General features: G+C 35.3%; 11 protein-coding genes and 1 riboswitch. Of the genes, 7 read left to right on the top strand and 4 right to left on the bottom strand.

Annotated features, from left to right (window positions below; genetic code table 11):
* Positions 1-29: 29 nt before the first annotated feature.
* A complete protein-coding gene (locus FGF67_RS00870) occupies positions 30-1880 on the bottom strand; it encodes a cation:proton antiporter (protein ID WP_139694568.1) in 1851 nt (616 codons plus the stop codon).
* A 104-nt stretch (positions 1881-1984) separates the two neighbouring features.
* On the opposite strand from FGF67_RS00870, the gene FGF67_RS00865 reads away from it, so the two are divergent.
* From FGF67_RS00865 to FGF67_RS00845, 5 genes are all read left to right on the top strand, one after another.
* Positions 1985-2833, top strand: a complete 849-nt coding sequence (locus FGF67_RS00865; RefSeq protein WP_139694567.1) for a universal stress protein — start codon at positions 1985-1987, stop codon at positions 2831-2833.
* Entirely contained in the window at positions 2830-5031 is a 2202-nt protein-coding gene (locus tag FGF67_RS00860; RefSeq protein WP_139694566.1) for a SulP family inorganic anion transporter, read from the top strand. Before FGF67_RS00865 ends, FGF67_RS00860 begins: the two co-directional genes overlap by 4 nt.
* A 53-nt stretch (positions 5032-5084) precedes the next feature.
* Positions 5085-5945 carry an MBL fold metallo-hydrolase gene (locus tag FGF67_RS00855; RefSeq protein ID WP_139694565.1) on the top strand — a complete coding sequence of 287 codons (861 nt, stop codon included), beginning with the start codon at positions 5085-5087 and terminating at the stop codon, positions 5943-5945.
* Positions 5946-5968: 23 nt separating this feature from the next.
* A complete protein-coding gene (locus FGF67_RS00850) occupies positions 5969-7576 on the top strand; it encodes a S8 family peptidase (protein WP_139694564.1) in 1608 nt (535 codons plus the stop codon).
* A gap of 69 nt (positions 7577-7645) precedes the next feature.
* Positions 7646-9499 carry a M1 family metallopeptidase gene (locus FGF67_RS00845; protein ID WP_139694563.1) on the top strand — a complete coding sequence of 618 codons (1854 nt, stop codon included), beginning with the start codon at positions 7646-7648 and terminating at the stop codon, positions 9497-9499.
* A 68-nt stretch (positions 9500-9567) separates the two neighbouring features.
* Here the strand turns inward: FGF67_RS00845 and FGF67_RS00840 are convergent, their stop codons facing one another.
* From FGF67_RS00840 to FGF67_RS00830, 3 genes are all read right to left on the bottom strand, one after another.
* Positions 9568-10800 carry a porin gene (locus FGF67_RS00840; protein ID WP_139694562.1) on the bottom strand — a complete coding sequence of 411 codons (1233 nt, stop codon included), beginning with the start codon at positions 10798-10800 and terminating at the stop codon, positions 9568-9570.
* A gap of 73 nt (positions 10801-10873) precedes the next feature.
* Positions 10874-12064: a succinylglutamate desuccinylase/aspartoacylase family protein gene (locus FGF67_RS00835; protein WP_139694561.1), complete on the bottom strand. Its 1191-nt coding sequence runs from the start codon at positions 12062-12064 to the stop codon at positions 10874-10876.
* Between the two features lie 12 nt (positions 12065-12076).
* Entirely contained in the window at positions 12077-13924 is a 1848-nt protein-coding gene (locus FGF67_RS00830) for a CBS domain-containing protein (RefSeq protein WP_139694560.1), read from the bottom strand.
* 145 nt (positions 13925-14069) lie between these two features.
* Positions 14070-14165, top strand: a riboswitch (TPP riboswitch).
* A gap of 110 nt (positions 14166-14275) precedes the next feature.
* Here FGF67_RS00830 and thiS point away from each other — a divergent pair.
* Positions 14276-14479, top strand: coding sequence for a sulfur carrier protein ThiS (gene thiS / locus FGF67_RS00825; RefSeq protein WP_139694559.1), 204 nt, complete (start codon positions 14276-14278; stop codon positions 14477-14479).
* A gap of 47 nt (positions 14480-14526) precedes the next feature.
* Positions 14527-16386 carry a phosphomethylpyrimidine synthase ThiC gene (gene thiC / locus FGF67_RS00820; RefSeq protein ID WP_139694558.1) on the top strand — a complete coding sequence of 620 codons (1860 nt, stop codon included), beginning with the start codon at positions 14527-14529 and terminating at the stop codon, positions 16384-16386.
* Positions 16387-16531 lie beyond the last annotated feature (145 nt).

The following is a 16531-nucleotide window of genomic DNA, read 5'->3' as shown; positions in this document are numbered from 1 at the left end:
TTAAAATTTAATTCAAAGAACAGCAGTGACTAGCTTTTTACGGCTATTTTTTCATTGCCATTAAATGCTTTGCCTAAATATACCAGCTTATAACCTTCTTCAATCTTTTCAATAGCCTTATTGTAAGACGAAATAATTTCAAGCACCCCACGTTTATCTTTTACCAACAACGGAATAATATCGGGGTCGTTATTTGTTAGCTCAATCAAGCCTTCATAATGGTCTCTACTTTTCAAGGTTATTTCGTGTATTTCAGGGTATTTTCTAGCCACTTCAGTTAAAGAATTAAAATCATCGGTTTGAGAAAACAAACCTTCTTCAGGACTGTTTTCTGGCGTTTCAATTTCAGAGGCTGTGATAAGTCTGTAAAAGCCGCTTTCACCAAACTGATCTCTAAACTTATCAATAGCAAAATTATTAATATCTGCACTCCCTGTTAAAGCCATCAAAAACCCCACATCGTTTAACTCAATATTATCATCTAAATTATTGGAATAAATATCAGTATCAATGGCCTCTAAGCCTTCTGCCCTTGCCAACTCTATGTTGGTTTGATTACTATCAATAAGTACAACATGCCGTCCGTTTTCCTCCAAATAATTACCTATTAATCTAGAAACTTGAGATGCTCCAACAATCAAAATACCTTCAGATCGTTTTAAAAATACACCAACTATTCTTGCAAACAAACGTGCCGTTGTGGCATTAAGAAGCACCGTTCCTAACACGATCATAAACACCAGTGGAGTGATATACTCGGCACCTTCAACCCCTTGTTTCATAAGTTTACTACCAAAAAGAGAGGCAATACCAGCCGCTACAATACCCCTTGGTCCTACCCAACTAATAAATAGCTTTTCGTTAAACTTTAGTTTAGACCCCCAAGTACTCAAAAACACCGCTAGCGGACGAATAACAAACACTATGACGGCAAATAATATAACTGTTTTCCAGGTATACAACAGCATCAAATCTTCTATGTTAATATTGGCAGCCAAAAGAATGAATAGAATTGAAATGAGTAATACACTTAGCGATTCCTTGAAATACAGAATTTCTTTAATATTTTTAAGTTTACCATTACCCAAAACCATACCCATAACCACTACGGCTAGTAATCCAGATTCATGCGCAAATATTTCAGATTCCACAAAAACCAATAAAACAGTTGAGAGGGAAACTACATTTAACAAATAATGCGGAATTAACTTCTTATTAATCACAAACGCCAGTGCATGTGCAAAAGTAAATCCGAAGGTAGTACCAAACAAAATGATTTTCCCAAACTCAATGAGCGCTGTTTTGGTAAAACCACCATCACCTTCAACACTAATAAATTCAAAAACCAAAACCGCAACCAAAGCACCAATGGGGTCAATTAAAATACCTTCCCATTTTAAAACCGTTGAAATGTCTTTCTTTAAAGGAATGTTTCTTAAAATAGGTGTGATTACTGTTGGGCCAGTAACTATGATAAGGGCTGAAAATAAAAAGGAAAGCTCCCAGCTTAAGCCAAAAATAACATTAGCTAGAATACCCGCACCAAAAAAAGTAATGGCTGAACCCAAAGTGATTAACTTAGTAATGACAGGTCCTAGCGATCTTATTTCAGAACGTTTTAAGGTTAGTCCGCCTTCAAATAAAATCACACTAATGGCTAAAGACACAAAATAATACAAACCCTCACCCGGAAACAAACCGTGTTTTCCATTCCATACGGGTTCTATCCATTTTGAACCGTCTTCACTAAAATACGCGGCTGCAATGGGGCCAACGAGCAGACCTATAAGTATTAAAGGTAAAATTGCAGGGATTTTGAATTTCCAAGCTACCCATTGAGCTAATATTCCTAAAATAATTATTCCGGCTAGTTCTAACATATAGTATAACGTTCCTTAAAAAGCACTAATTTAAATAAATCATATGATTTGAAGTTTGTAAAAAATGCTATCTTTCCGTCTCTAACAAAAAATTAATAAAAGAATTGTCTTTAAAGCCATTCAAAAGCATTGGTATTGGGGTTGCTTTTTCTCCCAACTTAAAAGCAAACTTATTTGAAGCCGCCCGATTATCTGTTTTCTTTGAATCAAAATTATTTTTAATTCATGTGGGTGAAACTTCTGATGAAAAACTAAATGCCCTTCGTTCTATTCTTCAAAGTTTTGAAAAAGACAACCTAGACTATGAGGTAGTTTTTAAGGCGGGTGACCCTGTAGACGTTATCTTATCAGCCGCAGAAGACAAAAAGATAGACTTATTAATTCTAGGAGCTGTTCAAAGAGAGCATTTTGTAAAATACTATATTGGGTCTATTGCTAGAAAAATTACAAGACGTGCTAAATGTTCTATTTTACTTTTAATAAAACCTTCGGTTAATCGAGTGCCTTGCGCACATATTGTAGTTAATGGCCTAAAGGATCCTAAAACGGAGCAAACCATTACCACCGCTTTTTACGTGTCAAAAAAATTAAATTCCCATAAAATTACCATTGTTGAAGAGATAAATAATGAAGAAGTAGCTGTAAAGGTAGATGATGATAAGTCTTTACGTAGGGCAACCATTATGAAAGAACGTATAAAATTACGAGAAAACTCAAGAGTAAAGGATATTATCAGTCACATTCCTAATGATTATACCAAAGGAAAAAACATAAAGCTTCAGGCTATTTTTGGCAAAAAAGGGTATTCCATTGGGCACTATGCTCAAATTTCTAGAGCCGATCTTTTAGTTATGAATGCCCCTTCTAAAATGACCTTTTGGGATAGATTGTTTCCGCATGATATTGAGCATATTTTAACCGAATTACCAACCGATGTTTTAATTCTGCAATGAGCCCTAAAAAAAATAATATAGTCCATTTTTTTAAGGCGTTACCCAAAAACATATTTGCTGGTTTCGTAGTAAGCCTCATTGCTTTGCCGCTTGGTTTGGGTTTGGCTATGGCTAGTGACGCACCGCCTATTTCGGGTGTAATTGCAGCCATAGTTGGTGGTGTGGTAGTTTCAATATTTGGAGGAAGTCACGTAACTATTGCAGGACCAGGAAACGGCTTGGTAGGTGTTTTATTAGCCACTATAACCACACTTGGTATTGAAAACGCCTATGTTGCCATTATGCTCTCTGGCTCCTTATTGCTGCTTTTAGGTTTTTTTAGAATGGGAACTATTGCCGATTTCTTTCCATCCGCGGCAATTCAAGGTATGCTAGCTGCAATTGGTTTAATCATTTTGGGTAAACAGTTTCATATTATGTTGGCGCATAAAATAAAAAGGCCAGATACAATTGATTACTTAATTGAAATTCCGTATACCATAAATGATGCGTTACACTACGGTAACAAGGGGCTTATTTATGCAGCAGCGGCAGGTGTTATCAGTCTTATAATCATGCTCATTTATTCAAAAATTAGAAATAAATATTTACAGCTTATACCAGCACCAATGTGGATTGTTATTTTATCAATTGCGTTTAGTTACTATTTTGAAATGGGCTTACATGAGCCCAATCCTATTTCAAAAGAGTATATGATTTCTGGAATTCCTGAATTTCAAGATATTATGGCCGATATACCAACACCTAATTTTGGTGGTATCTGGAATATGTCTTTTTGGGGTAGTGTTTTAGCTTTAACACTCATTTCAAGTATTGAATCACTACTCAGTATAAAAGCTGTTGACAAACTTGACCCAGAAAAAAGACGTTCAAACGTAAACAGAGATTTAAAAGCCCTTGGTTTGGCCACCATTGGTAGCAGTTTGTTAGGAGGCTTAAATGTAGTTACCGTGATAGCGCGTAGCTCCGTTAATGTAAACAATGGAGCCAATAACAGGTCGTCAAACTTTTTTCACGCCTTATTTTTAATCATATTTATAGTATTTTTTAGCACGCAACTCACACGTATTCCGTTACCAGCACTTATGGCTATTTTGGTATATACTGGCTATAAACTAGCTTCTCCAAAAGTAATTACCAAAATGTTTTCTATTGGAAGAGAGCAACTCATTATATTCTTTGTCACTTTAATTGTAACCCTTAAAATAGGTTTAATAACAGGCATTTTAGCAGGTGTTTTAGCCTCCTTAATCATTCATGTTGTTATCAATAAAAGCTTCGGATTATTTTTTAGAAATGTGCTTAAACCTAATGTATTAATGTTTAAAGAAGAGGAGGATGCTGTCAAAGACAGCTTTTACGTATCGGTAAAACACTTTTGTAGCTTTCTAAATTATTTCAGACTTAAAAAACATTTGGATGATATTCCTGAAGACCAAGATGTTATTGTAGATTTTTCTATGTGTGAATTTGTTGATGACACGGTTATGGAAAACATTAATAATTATCAAGAGCTTTTTTCCAAACGTGGGGGGCATTTTGATGTAGTTGGTTTAGATATGCATGATACCGATTCAAAACACCCCTTTGCTTCAAGACGCTTACTTCCTGTACCAAAAATCATAAAAAACAGTTTAACCAGACGGCAAACCAATATGAAAGCGTTGGCTTTAGATTACGGCCTTGCTTATAATTCTAAAAAGACCAAAGAATTTTCTTTTTTGAATCATTTTTCCTTCTTTGACACCAAACATATTGAGCGTATTTATAATGTATCGGCACATAAAGAAAGCCATAGTAAACTTTTTGATATTCAATTTTCAGAAGGTGAATTTATTGCCAAAGAAGATATTAGAGCCACTATGCTTTATATGGAATTAAATAAAACCATTCCAGAATTTACACTAGACAAGGAAGGTTTTCTTGAAAAAGTCTCTGCCTTTGCTGGTTATAAAGATATTCTTATTAATAATCACGAAGATTTTTCAAAACGATTTCATTTAATGGGTGATAATGAAGCTGGAATAGCCGAACTGTTTAATGACGATGTAACACACTTTTTTGAAAGCAATCCCTACTATCATGTAGAATCTAACGGAAACGCTATTTTAATATTTGGTAAAGAACGTTTGGCAAGCATCAAAGAAATAAAAGCGCTATTCGACTTTGGCAAACGTTTAAGACAAGTTATTTCTTAATATATTCTTAACATTTTGAGGGATTCTTTATAGATTTCTTAATTTTGCTTTCTATGAATTTATTCCCCATTAATGCCGGAAATTTTAAGTTAGATGGTGGCGCTATGTTTGGCGTGGTTCCTAAATCTATTTGGCAAAAAACAAACCCTGCCGATGCTAATAATATGATTGATATTGCCTCTAGATGTTTGCTGATAGAAGATGCTAACAGGCTCATTTTGATAGACAACGGTATGGGAAACAAGCAATCTGAAAAGTTTTTTGGATACTACTACCAATGGGGTGATTTTAATTTAGACAGCTCTTTAAAACAATATGGTTTTCACCGTGATGATATTACCGATGTGTTTTTAACACATTTACATTTTGATCATTGTGGCGGCAGTATTCAGTGGAATAAAGATAAAACTCGTTTAGAAACTGCTTTTAAAAACGCACATTTTTGGAGTAATGAAAACCACTGGAAATGGGCTACAGAACCTAACCGACGTGAAAAGGCCTCTTTTTTAAAGGAGAATATTTTACCTATTGAAGAAAGTGGACAACTTAAATTTACCACCCTTCCTGAACAAAACATACTGGAAGGTTCTCCATTAAATTTTGATATCTTTTTTGCAGATGGTCATACCGAAAAACAAATGATTCCGCTTATCAAATACAAAGGTAACACCATCGCTTTTATGGCAGATTTACTGCCTACTGCTGGTCACCTACCTCTCCCCTATGTTATGGGTTATGATACACGACCACTTTTAACGCTTAATGAAAAAGAAACCTTTCTTAACATGGCTGCTGACCATAATTTCTATTTGTTTTTAGAACACGATGCTCACAATGAAATTATTACCGTTCGGCACACCGAAAAAGGGGTTAGATTAAAAGAGAACTTTAAAACACAAGATATATTTAATTAAAAAACGACTAATTCAATACAAACATGAGAACATTCAAATTAATAGCTTTATCAGCAGTTTCTGCTACTATACTTTTTGGCTGTGGTGCCTCTGGTGATATCATATCAACACCTGTTGAAAACATTGATAATTCACCACTAAAGGTATCTGAACTTACCGAGGCAGAGGCCCATAACTGGGGACACCTTGACTTAGTAAAAGATACCATTCCTGGTATGAGTGTAGACAAAGCCTATGCCGAACTCATCAAAAAGAAAAAAGGAAAAAAAGTTATTGTAGCTGTTATTGATTCTGGAATAGATATCGACCATGAAGATCTAAGTGCTAATATTTGGACCAACAGCGATGAAATTCCTAATAACGGTAAAGATGATGATGGAAATGGATATATTGATGACATTCATGGTTGGAATTTTTTAGGAAAAGGTTATGATGAACAGCTAGAATATGTGCGGATTCTAGCTAAAGGTGATACGACTGATCCCGATTATAAAAGAGCGGAAGAAACCTATCAAAAAGAATATCCTAAGTATCAGGAAAGAAAAACGCAATATGATCAAATTTATCAACGTATAAAACGTGCCGATGAAATTTTAGCTGACCATTTAGGTAAAAAAGATTATACCAAAGACGATGTTAATGCCATCAAGACAGAAGACCAAGACTTAAATCAGGCTAAGCAGATTGCCCAATATATGTATAGTAACAATCTAGAGTCTTTAAATGCTGCATTAAAAGAAATTGAAAAGGATTTAGAAGGCATTAATGAACGTTTAAATTACCATTTGAACAAAGACTTTAAAGGACGCGTAAATGGTGACAACGCAAATGATATGTCCACAAAATATTACGGTGATGCTAATGTAAAGCCCATTAAGAAAAGTGAGAGTCACGGTACGCACGTAGCTGGAATTATAGCCGCTGTTAGAAACAACGGAAAAGGAGCTAACGGTGTAGCAAACAATGTTGAAATTATGAGCGTAAGAGTGGTGCCAAACGGAGATGAATATGATAAAGATGTGGCTCTAGGTATACGCTATGCTGTTGATAATGGTGCCCAAGTTATAAATGGGAGCTTTGGTAAAAGCTTTTCACCACATAGTGATTGGGTAAGAGAGGCTATTGCTTATGCTTCAGAAAAAGATGTGGTATTTGTGCATGCTGCTGGAAATGACAGTAATAATGTTGATATAGAGCCTAATTTCCCAGATGATAATATAGATGGTAAAGAAATTTCTGAAACATACATTAGAGTTGGTGCGTTAAGTCCTAATTATGGGTCAAATTTAGTGGCTGGTTTTTCAAACTATGGAAAACAAAATGTTGATGTTTTTGCGCCTGGAGCAAGCATCTATTCAACGTTTCCTGAGAATGATTATAAATCAATAGGAGGTACATCTATGGCAGCACCAGCGGTAGCAGGTGTAGCAGCATTAATTCGTTCTTATTACCCTAATTTGTCTGCAGCTCAGGTAAAACAAATTATTATGGATTCTGGGTTAGCTATAAAAAGAAAGGTTATTGTTGGTGGTGATGCACAAGATGTAAGACCATTTGCTGATTTAAGTAAATCTGGAAAAATGGTAAATGCATATAACGCCTTAATTATGGCTGCAAAAATGTCAAAATAATATCGTTTTAAATCTAAAAAGGTTGTTTGTGTTAAAATTCAAACAACCTTTTTTTAATTATACCCCTTTATGAATCGAATTTTCATATCAATAGTATCTATCTCTTTTCTATTATCATGTAAACCTACAACACACGTTTCACAAGTTACAAACAGCACAGCTTCTCAAGATTATATTCTATCTTCAAAAGCAAGTAGCACCTATTGGCAACAACATGTAGATTACAACATGGAAATAGATGTTGATGTAAACAACTATCAATACGAAGGAAAACAAACGCTTGTTTACACCAATAATTCTCCTGATGTTCTTAAAAAGGTGTTTTACCACCTCTATTTTAACGCCTTTCAACCTGAAAGTGAAATGGACATAAGATCGCGTACCATTCCTGATCCAGACTCCAGAGTTGGCGACCGCATTAGTAAACTAAAACCTAATGAAATTGGATATATTCATGTACAATCTTTAAAACAAAACGGTACTATTTTAAGTTACAAAACCGTTGGAACCGTTTTAGAGGTAGATTTAGCACAGCCTATTCAGCCAGGAGAGCGTGTTACTTTTGATATGGTCTTTGACGCTCAAGTGCCTGTTCAAATACGTCGTTCAGGAAGAAACAATAGTGAAGGTGTGGCACTATCTATGGCGCAATGGTATCCTAAACTAGCGGAGTACGATTATGAAGGCTGGCATACCGATCCTTACATTGGTCGTGAATTTTATGGTGTATGGGGAAATTTTGATGTCAAAATAGCTATTGATAAAAATTATACTTTGGGAGGAACAGGTTACCTGCAAAACCCTAATGAAATTGGTCATGGTTACGAAACAGAACCTGTAAAACCAATCGGTTCTGAAAAGTTGACTTGGCATTTTATAGCCCCTAACGTACATGATTTTACTTGGGCCGCAGATCCTGAGTATATCCATGATACCATGCAAGTTCCTAATGGTCCGTTGCTTCATTTCTTGTATAAAAGCACGATGCCTAAAGACAAATTAAAAAACTGGAAAAAACTACAGCCCAAAACAGTAGAATTGATGCAATTTTACAGTGAAAACATTGGTCAATATCCGTATGAGCAATATTCGGTAATACAAGGTGGTGATGGTGGTATGGAATATGGTATGTGCACATTAATTGCAGGTGAAGGCGAGTTTAATGGCCTTTTTGGAGTGACAGCTCATGAACTTGCTCATTCTTGGTTTCAATTTTTATTGGCTACTAATGAACTTACCAATTATTGGATGGACGAAGGTTTTACCGAATACTTTGGGGAGCTAGCTGAATGCGCCATTTTTAATAAACCTTTTGAAAAACCTACAAAACGCGTTTATGATATTTATTTCTCTTATGCCAAATCTGGATATGAGCAGCCACAAACTACCCATGCAGACCGCTTTTTTTTAAATCAGTCGTCATCTGTTTCAGCCTACTATAAAGGTTACATTTTTTTAAATCAGTTAAGCTATATTATTGGGGAGGAAAACCAAAAAGAAACCATAAAGCAATATTTTAAGGAATGGGCTTTTAAACACCCAACAAGAACAGATTTTATAAGAATAGCCGAAAAGGTTTCAGGGATACATCTTGACTGGTATTTAAATGATTGGACACGCACCACCAATACGATTGATTATGGCGTTAAAACAGTTAAAGAAAAAACCATAACCCTTGAACGAAGAGGTTTGATGCCTATGCCTATTGATTTAACCGTAACTTATACTGATGGAACTACTGAAGATTTTTATATTCCGTTACAAATGATGCGTGGTGAAAAACCAACCGCAGCAACCATTATAAAAGATTGGGCTTGGGCCTACCCGACTTATACGTTTGACGTTTCAAAACCAGTTAAATCTGTTGAAATTGATCCTAAACACATGATGGCCGATATTGACAGAGAAAACAATAAGAAATAATTCAATTTTTAAAAAAAAGCCCGTATTAATATAAATCGGGCTTTTCTATTTTTATAACTAAAACAAACTCAATAATTAATTTGTAATTGTAGCCTGATTAGCTGTCCTTTTTCTCTATTTATAGGTTTAAAAGAATCTTCATACCTTCTATTGGCAATAGTATAATTTGCCGTGAACTCAATAGCTTTATTTATTTGCCATTCGGCGCCTATTTCTAATTCTTTTACCTCATAACTTCTCGCATCTTGCTCAAATTTTTTACCTCCATCATAATACATAAATCGGGTAAATGGTGTTAAAATTTGTTGCTTAATACGTTTCATATACATAAGCTGAATATACCCACCATGTAACGATTCAACACCTATAGAGTGTGGTGATGGCACATTGGTAGGGTCATATTTATACTCAGGTCCTTGACCAAAATTATACTCTAACTGTACACCAAACGGTTGCGGATAATACAAGAAACTAACAGCCAACCGTTGGTCTCTGAATTGTTGATTTACGGCATCAATATCAGTTGTGTTTCCATTATCATCTCTTAGCTTAACCGCATCATTGACTTCGGTTGTTACATACTTTCCGGTATATCCTTGAACAGCAGCCTCAATAAATTGCCCCGATGGTAATTTTATGGGATAAGTAAATCGAAACGCAATATGATTAAGTTTATCTACATTAGGAATTAACGTGTTAGCCTTTTGCCCATTATACATCATGATATAAGCCATCCCATAGTCACCAGTTCCTTTAAAGCCTTTGTTCACAATTTCTTTTAGCAGTGCACGCTTCTCTACTGGCGCCCAATGTATCCCAATATTTAAATCACGTTCATCTTTCACAGCACTATTTAAAGGGTCGTTTCTATCTAAGCCAATTCTATTTTGTGACGATTGAAGATTTTCAAAACCAAATGGAATTTTACTTTGACCGCCTCTTAGCTTAAAAGCACCTGCTTCATCAATAAAATAATCAAAGTAAGCGTCTCTTAGTTGACCAAGGTTTTTCCCGTCAGAAGCAAAATCGGCTTGAAAATAAAAGTAAACTCTTTTGTGTACTTGACCAGAAACCTTTAATCGCATGCGCCTTAATGAAAAACCACTATATCCGCCATAGGTTCTATCGCCTTGTGGGTTTTCCATGTTCGGATTGGTTTTATATAAATCGTTATTTCGAGCCTGCATGTATCCGCCAAGCGTAATTTTATCATACCACTTAACTTTAATTTCTTGTCCGTTTGAAATACTAATAAATAAAAAAGTAACTAAAATTTTGAGGAGGCTCTTAGTTGTATTCATAACTATCTAAGGGTTTGATAATCAATATTACTCAAATATAGCTAAATAACCTACCAATGGTGTTAACCGCACATTAATACCATAGCTCTTTTTTATAAATAGAAGTTTTAGCCACGCGCTCTCTGTTATTAAAGAGGATATGCGAAGCCGTAATTTGTTTACTTCGGTAACCTAATAAGTGGAAGAAGGCCTTAGCAAAATACTTGGCAACCCTTAAGTTAACTTTTAAAATACCTTCCTTTTTATTTTCCCAGGAAATTCCAGGAAGAAGCACCAACACACTATCTGTTTTCACCTTTCTTAATAAAGCAGATAGTTTTAAAAAAAAGGGGTTTATTGGTTTAATAATAAAGAAGCCATCGGCACCTCGTTTTTGATACAAAGGCATAAAAATACTACCGTTATAAGGCGCCATTATTTCTGTTCCATTGCTTATGGCGAGTTTGGTGCCCTTTTTGACGGGTTGAAAACTTCTAAATCCTGTATGCATTTTAAACACGTCATCTTTTTGAATACTGTGCAAATAAACGACCTCAAAAACATCAAAGGTATTTGAAGCTTGCTGCTTTAGCTGTTCATGATACTTATTAAAATTTATAATAGCTTCCTTTTCTAAAATGCCTGAATAAACAAGCGCTAAATGAATAAAAGCGATACTATTGGTAATTGCTAGAAAATCATCATGCTGACCAGATTCAAATCCTAAGGACACATAACCCAACTGATTTATATAACTTAAAAGTGGCCCATTAAGGTATTCTTCTATACCAAGAACAATAGGTACTGGAAATTGTTTTGAAAACTGCCTATTGATTAAAGCGTCATTAATAGTAATAAATGGTAATGTTTTACTAGATGTAGTGTGTAAATCAATAAAATAAAAAGGTCCTGAATGCGTGTTTAAAATGGTATTCAAAATATCAAGCAATTCAATTAATTCGGTTTCATCATCATTTAAATTGGTTTTGCTTTTTAAGATATCAATATTCTGTTTCGTCCAAAGTCTGTTTAAATCATCGGTAATAAAACGCTGGTGTTTTTTTAGTGCTGCCAAATTCCCCGCTATACCATAAATGGTTCCGTTTACATAGGCTCTACTAACACCTGATAACGTATCTTTTAAAGCAAATACACCAGAGGTTTCATTGCCATGAATACCACCAAAAAACACCATGGTAGGTCCTGGTTGGTATCCTTGTATTTTATTTAAAATACGGTCAACTTTTATAGTATCGTCAATAGCTTTATTGTAAACATCAATCATGAATACCTGTTTTTAAGAATCAAAATCATTCTTAGTCACTAATCCTATCAATTTATTGTTCTTTAATACAGGGAGACTCCCTATTTTATGTGTATCCATAAGAGTTTTTGCTGTTTCAATCGTATCATATTGATCTATGGTAATAATATCTGTTCTCATCAATTTAGAAACACTATTATGCTTTAGTTCAGATTGATTGAGGTAATTTTCAACATCGGTCCAACTAATTAAACCAACCAAAGCACGTTCATGGTTTATTACAGGCATATGATGAATGTTTTTCCACTTCATCATGTTTAACACTAAATCAATACTATCCTTTTTTTCAACAGAAAAAATATCTGAACTCATAATGTGCTTCACCACTTTTCTGTAATTAAAATCGGAAGCATTTATAGGCCCCCAAACAGATACAGGATAGCCCTGCTCCTGTTTTTTATAAATACTAGCGGTAAGTACCTGCATAGCTTCATAGCGCTTATAAGATTTTAATAGCTCTCTATAATTTCTAACCATCCATTCAGATCCATTATTACCCTGTACTCTATTAATTATAATTTTTAAGTAATATTCAGCATCTTTTTGCGTAATTCCGCAGTGTGACAACCCTTTATAAGCTAAGGGAATAAGCTCATTAATTAAAAGTTCATGACTTGATACATAAGCTCCATTCCAATAAAACTGTGTAGCCATGCCATAGCGCGCAGCATTAAAAAAATTCGTCTTTACATCTTTAAAATCCCATTTGGTGTGTATATTTTTATATGCTTTAGGCTTTCCTAACATTAATCCCACCCAAAATACCATATTCGCTATTTCATCAACGGTTGTGGGTCCTGAGGGTATATAACGATTCTCAATTCTTAAATTAGGCTTTCCATCTAACACGCCGTAACATACCCGATTCCATGGATATACCGTTCCATTATGGAGCTGTAGAGCTCTTAATCTTGGCATCTCCTTGTTATGAATCATTTCAACACTGTCTTTAATAAAATCGGTAGTTAAAAAGCTTCTAAACCTTGATATATTATCTTTAAAGATATCAGAAATAGATCCTGTTTGCCAGCTATTACCAAAACTTACTCGAGATTGTTTTTCGTTTAATAAATAGGAGTTAGCACGTGTATCAACACTTTGGGTAAATAAAGCAATTCTGGTTTCACTCCATAACTCTTTTCCAAATAATATAGGAGAGTTGGTACAGGCGCTTAAAACAGGACCAGCTATAGCCTGAGCCCAGTTATAATTATCAACAAAATCTTTTACGGGAAGTTGCAAATGCATTTGAAAGCTAGTATTACACCCTTCAAGCATGACCGAATCGTGCAATAAATTAAGTTCATCTACCCCTTTTATATGAATATCAAAACTCTTTCTTCGACTTTGTTTTATGGCATCATTTAAAACAGCATAACGTTCTACATTCGTCATATTGCCTTCATCTACATTATTTACAGATAGTGATGGTAAAATCCCTGTCAAAACAATTTTAATACCATGTTTTGAAGCCTCTATTTTAGCTTTATTCATCAGGGTTTCCAATTGGTTTTGAAGTTTTGAAAAACAATTATTTTCAAGCTTATACGGCTCTAAGTTAAGTTCTAAATTATGGCTTCCTATTTCAGTGGTGAAATGATGATCATTAAGTGTTTTTAATACTTCTAATGATTTATTTACAGGTAAAAAATCTTCATTTACCAAACAAAATTCCTGTTCGGCGCCAATGCGCAAAACCTCATCTTCTATGAGATCTTTTTCAATCAATAAATCAAGCGCTTTTATATCATTTATTAAATGATGGATATAATTTGCTCTATCTTTTTTGGTGTTAAGAATCGCAACATTTTGAAACCCCATAATGCTGTATTATTTAGTTTAGTTAGTCTTAAAAATACTGAAAATCAGTTCGTTTAAATATGATTTTTATCATGGAGATTTATCAATCACTAAAACAAGTATCTGAAAGCATACATTGTATCAACATTTTTTTATAAGTTTGTGAAGTAAACTTTAGGGGTGTTCTATCATTTAGAACTGAGAAAGACCCTTTGAACCTGATATGGTTAGTACCATCGAAGGGAAAAGTTGAAAAACACCTTGAAATAGGTGTTTACATCTCTTTTCTTTGTATACCTGCTAGGTATACTATTTTCAAAAGTCTTTCTTATTCGCCCTTTAATACTACTTTGTAGTAAAAACACTTGTTATATGATTAAAATTAAGGTGAATCAGTGCGCAATAGACGTAGAAAACAACTGCGATGTATTTCAATTATTAGAAAAAATTGAAAGCCCGAAAGAAGGTATTGCTGTAGCTATAAACAATAAAATTGTTTCGAAACCACAATGGTCTTCTCAAACCTTTAACGATAACGATAGCATACTCATCATACAAGCTACTCAAGGGGGTTAAGCCACGTAATAGCTATAACAATAACAAATATCTAAAGCTTAAAAAAATTGAAAAATAAAGACACAGCACCACAACAGGGAAAGATTACCAGAAATCCTTTTCCTAATTCTAAAAAGATCTATGTTTCAGGTAAAATGCATCCACACATTAAAGTGGCCATGCGTGAAATTACCTTAAGCGATACCAAAGATTCCATGACAGGTAAATTAACCCCTAATGAACCTGTAACTGTTTATGATACTTCGGGACCTTATACAGACCCAAGAAAAAAAATAAGCGTTCACGATGGTATTGAGCGTTTAAGAGAACAATGGATTTTAGATCGTAGTGATGTGGAGCAATTAGACGGCTTTTCATCAAAATATTGTAACGAACGTTTAAACGACAGCAGTTTAGACCACATGCGTTTTTCGCATTTAAAAAAGCCTTTACGCGCAAAAGCGGGTAAAAACGTAACCCAATTACACTACGCTAAGCAAGGTATAATCACACCTGAAATGGAATACATCGCCATTCGTGAAAACCAACGTATTGACGAAATGACCGAAATCGTAAAGCAACACAAAGGCGAAGATTTTGGTGCTTCAATCCCTGCGAAGATTACACCAGAATTTGTACGTAGTGAAGTGGCTAGAGGACGTGCTGTAATTCCAAATAACATCAATCACCCAGAATCTGAACCTATGATTTTAGGTCGTAATTTCTTGGTGAAAATCAATGCTAACATCGGTAACTCTGCAACAACATCATCAATAGAAGAAGAAGTTGAAAAATCGGTTTGGGCTTGCCGGTGGGGAGCAGATACCATCATGGATTTATCTACAGGACAAAACATTCACGAAACCCGTGAGTGGATTGTACGAAACTCACCAGTGCCAATCGGAACCGTGCCAATCTATCAAGCTTTAGAAAAAGTAAACGGTGTAGCCGAAGACTTAACTTGGGAAATTTTCCGTGATACTTTAATAGAACAAGCAGAGCAGGGGGTAGACTACTTTACCATTCATGCTGGGGTTTTGTTACGTTATGTGCCTATGACGGCTAAACGTGTTACTGGAATCGTATCTCGTGGTGGTTCTATCATGGCGAAATGGTGTTTAGCGCATCATAAAGAAAACTTTTTATACACACATTTCGAAGATATTTGCGAAATTTTAAAACAATACGACGTAGCCTTCTCTTTAGGTGATGGTTTACGCCCAGGGTCTATTGCCGATGCTAACGACGAAGCTCAGTTTGCGGAATTAGAAACGCTTGGCGAATTAACCAAATTAGCACGTAAACACGAAGTACAATGCTTTATAGAAGGGCCTGGTCACGTGCCAATGCACATGATTAAAGAAAACATGGATAAGCAATTAGAAGCTTGTGATGAAGCACCTTTCTATACTTTAGGCCCATTAACTACCGATATCGCGCCAGGTTACGACCACATTACCTCGGGAATTGGAGCGGCAATGATTGCTTGGTACGGTTGTGCTGTTCTGTGTTATGTAACACCTAAAGAACACCTTGGTTTACCTAACCGCGATGACGTTCGTGAAGGAGTTGTAACTTATAAATTAGCGGCACATGCAGCCGATTTAGCCAAAGGGCATCCAGGCGCACAACATAGAGACAATGCTTTAAGTAAAGCACGTTTCGAGTTCCGTTGGGAAGACCAATTTAACCTTGGTTTAGACCCAGAAAAAGCACGCGAATTCCACGATGAAACCTTACCAGCTCAAGGGGCTAAAATTGCACACTTCTGCTCAATGTGCGGACCAAAATTCTGCTCGATGAAGATTTCACAGGAGGTACGTGATTTTTCTGCCGAAAACAAAGTAGAAGGCACCGAAGTGTTCTCGAAAGGTATGGAAGAGAAATCGGAAGAATTTAAAGAAAAAGGTTCAGAAATTTATTTATAACATATTTAGGGAGTTCCAAAAAACGGTTACACAAACTGTAACGGTAACCGTTTTTGGTCGGGCTTTCGGTACTCGCTTTTTACAACGTGCTCCGCTAAAGCTACGCACCTTGTAAAAGAGCTCAAACAAAACCTCAATCCCTAAC

Origin of the sequence: Allotamlana fucoidanivorans (genome assembly GCF_006265225.1) — a bacterium.
GTDB lineage: Bacteria > Bacteroidota > Bacteroidia > Flavobacteriales > Flavobacteriaceae > Allotamlana > Allotamlana fucoidanivorans.
The sequence above is the reverse complement of the archived record's forward strand: the minus strand, read 5'-3'. Positions and strand labels throughout refer to the sequence as shown.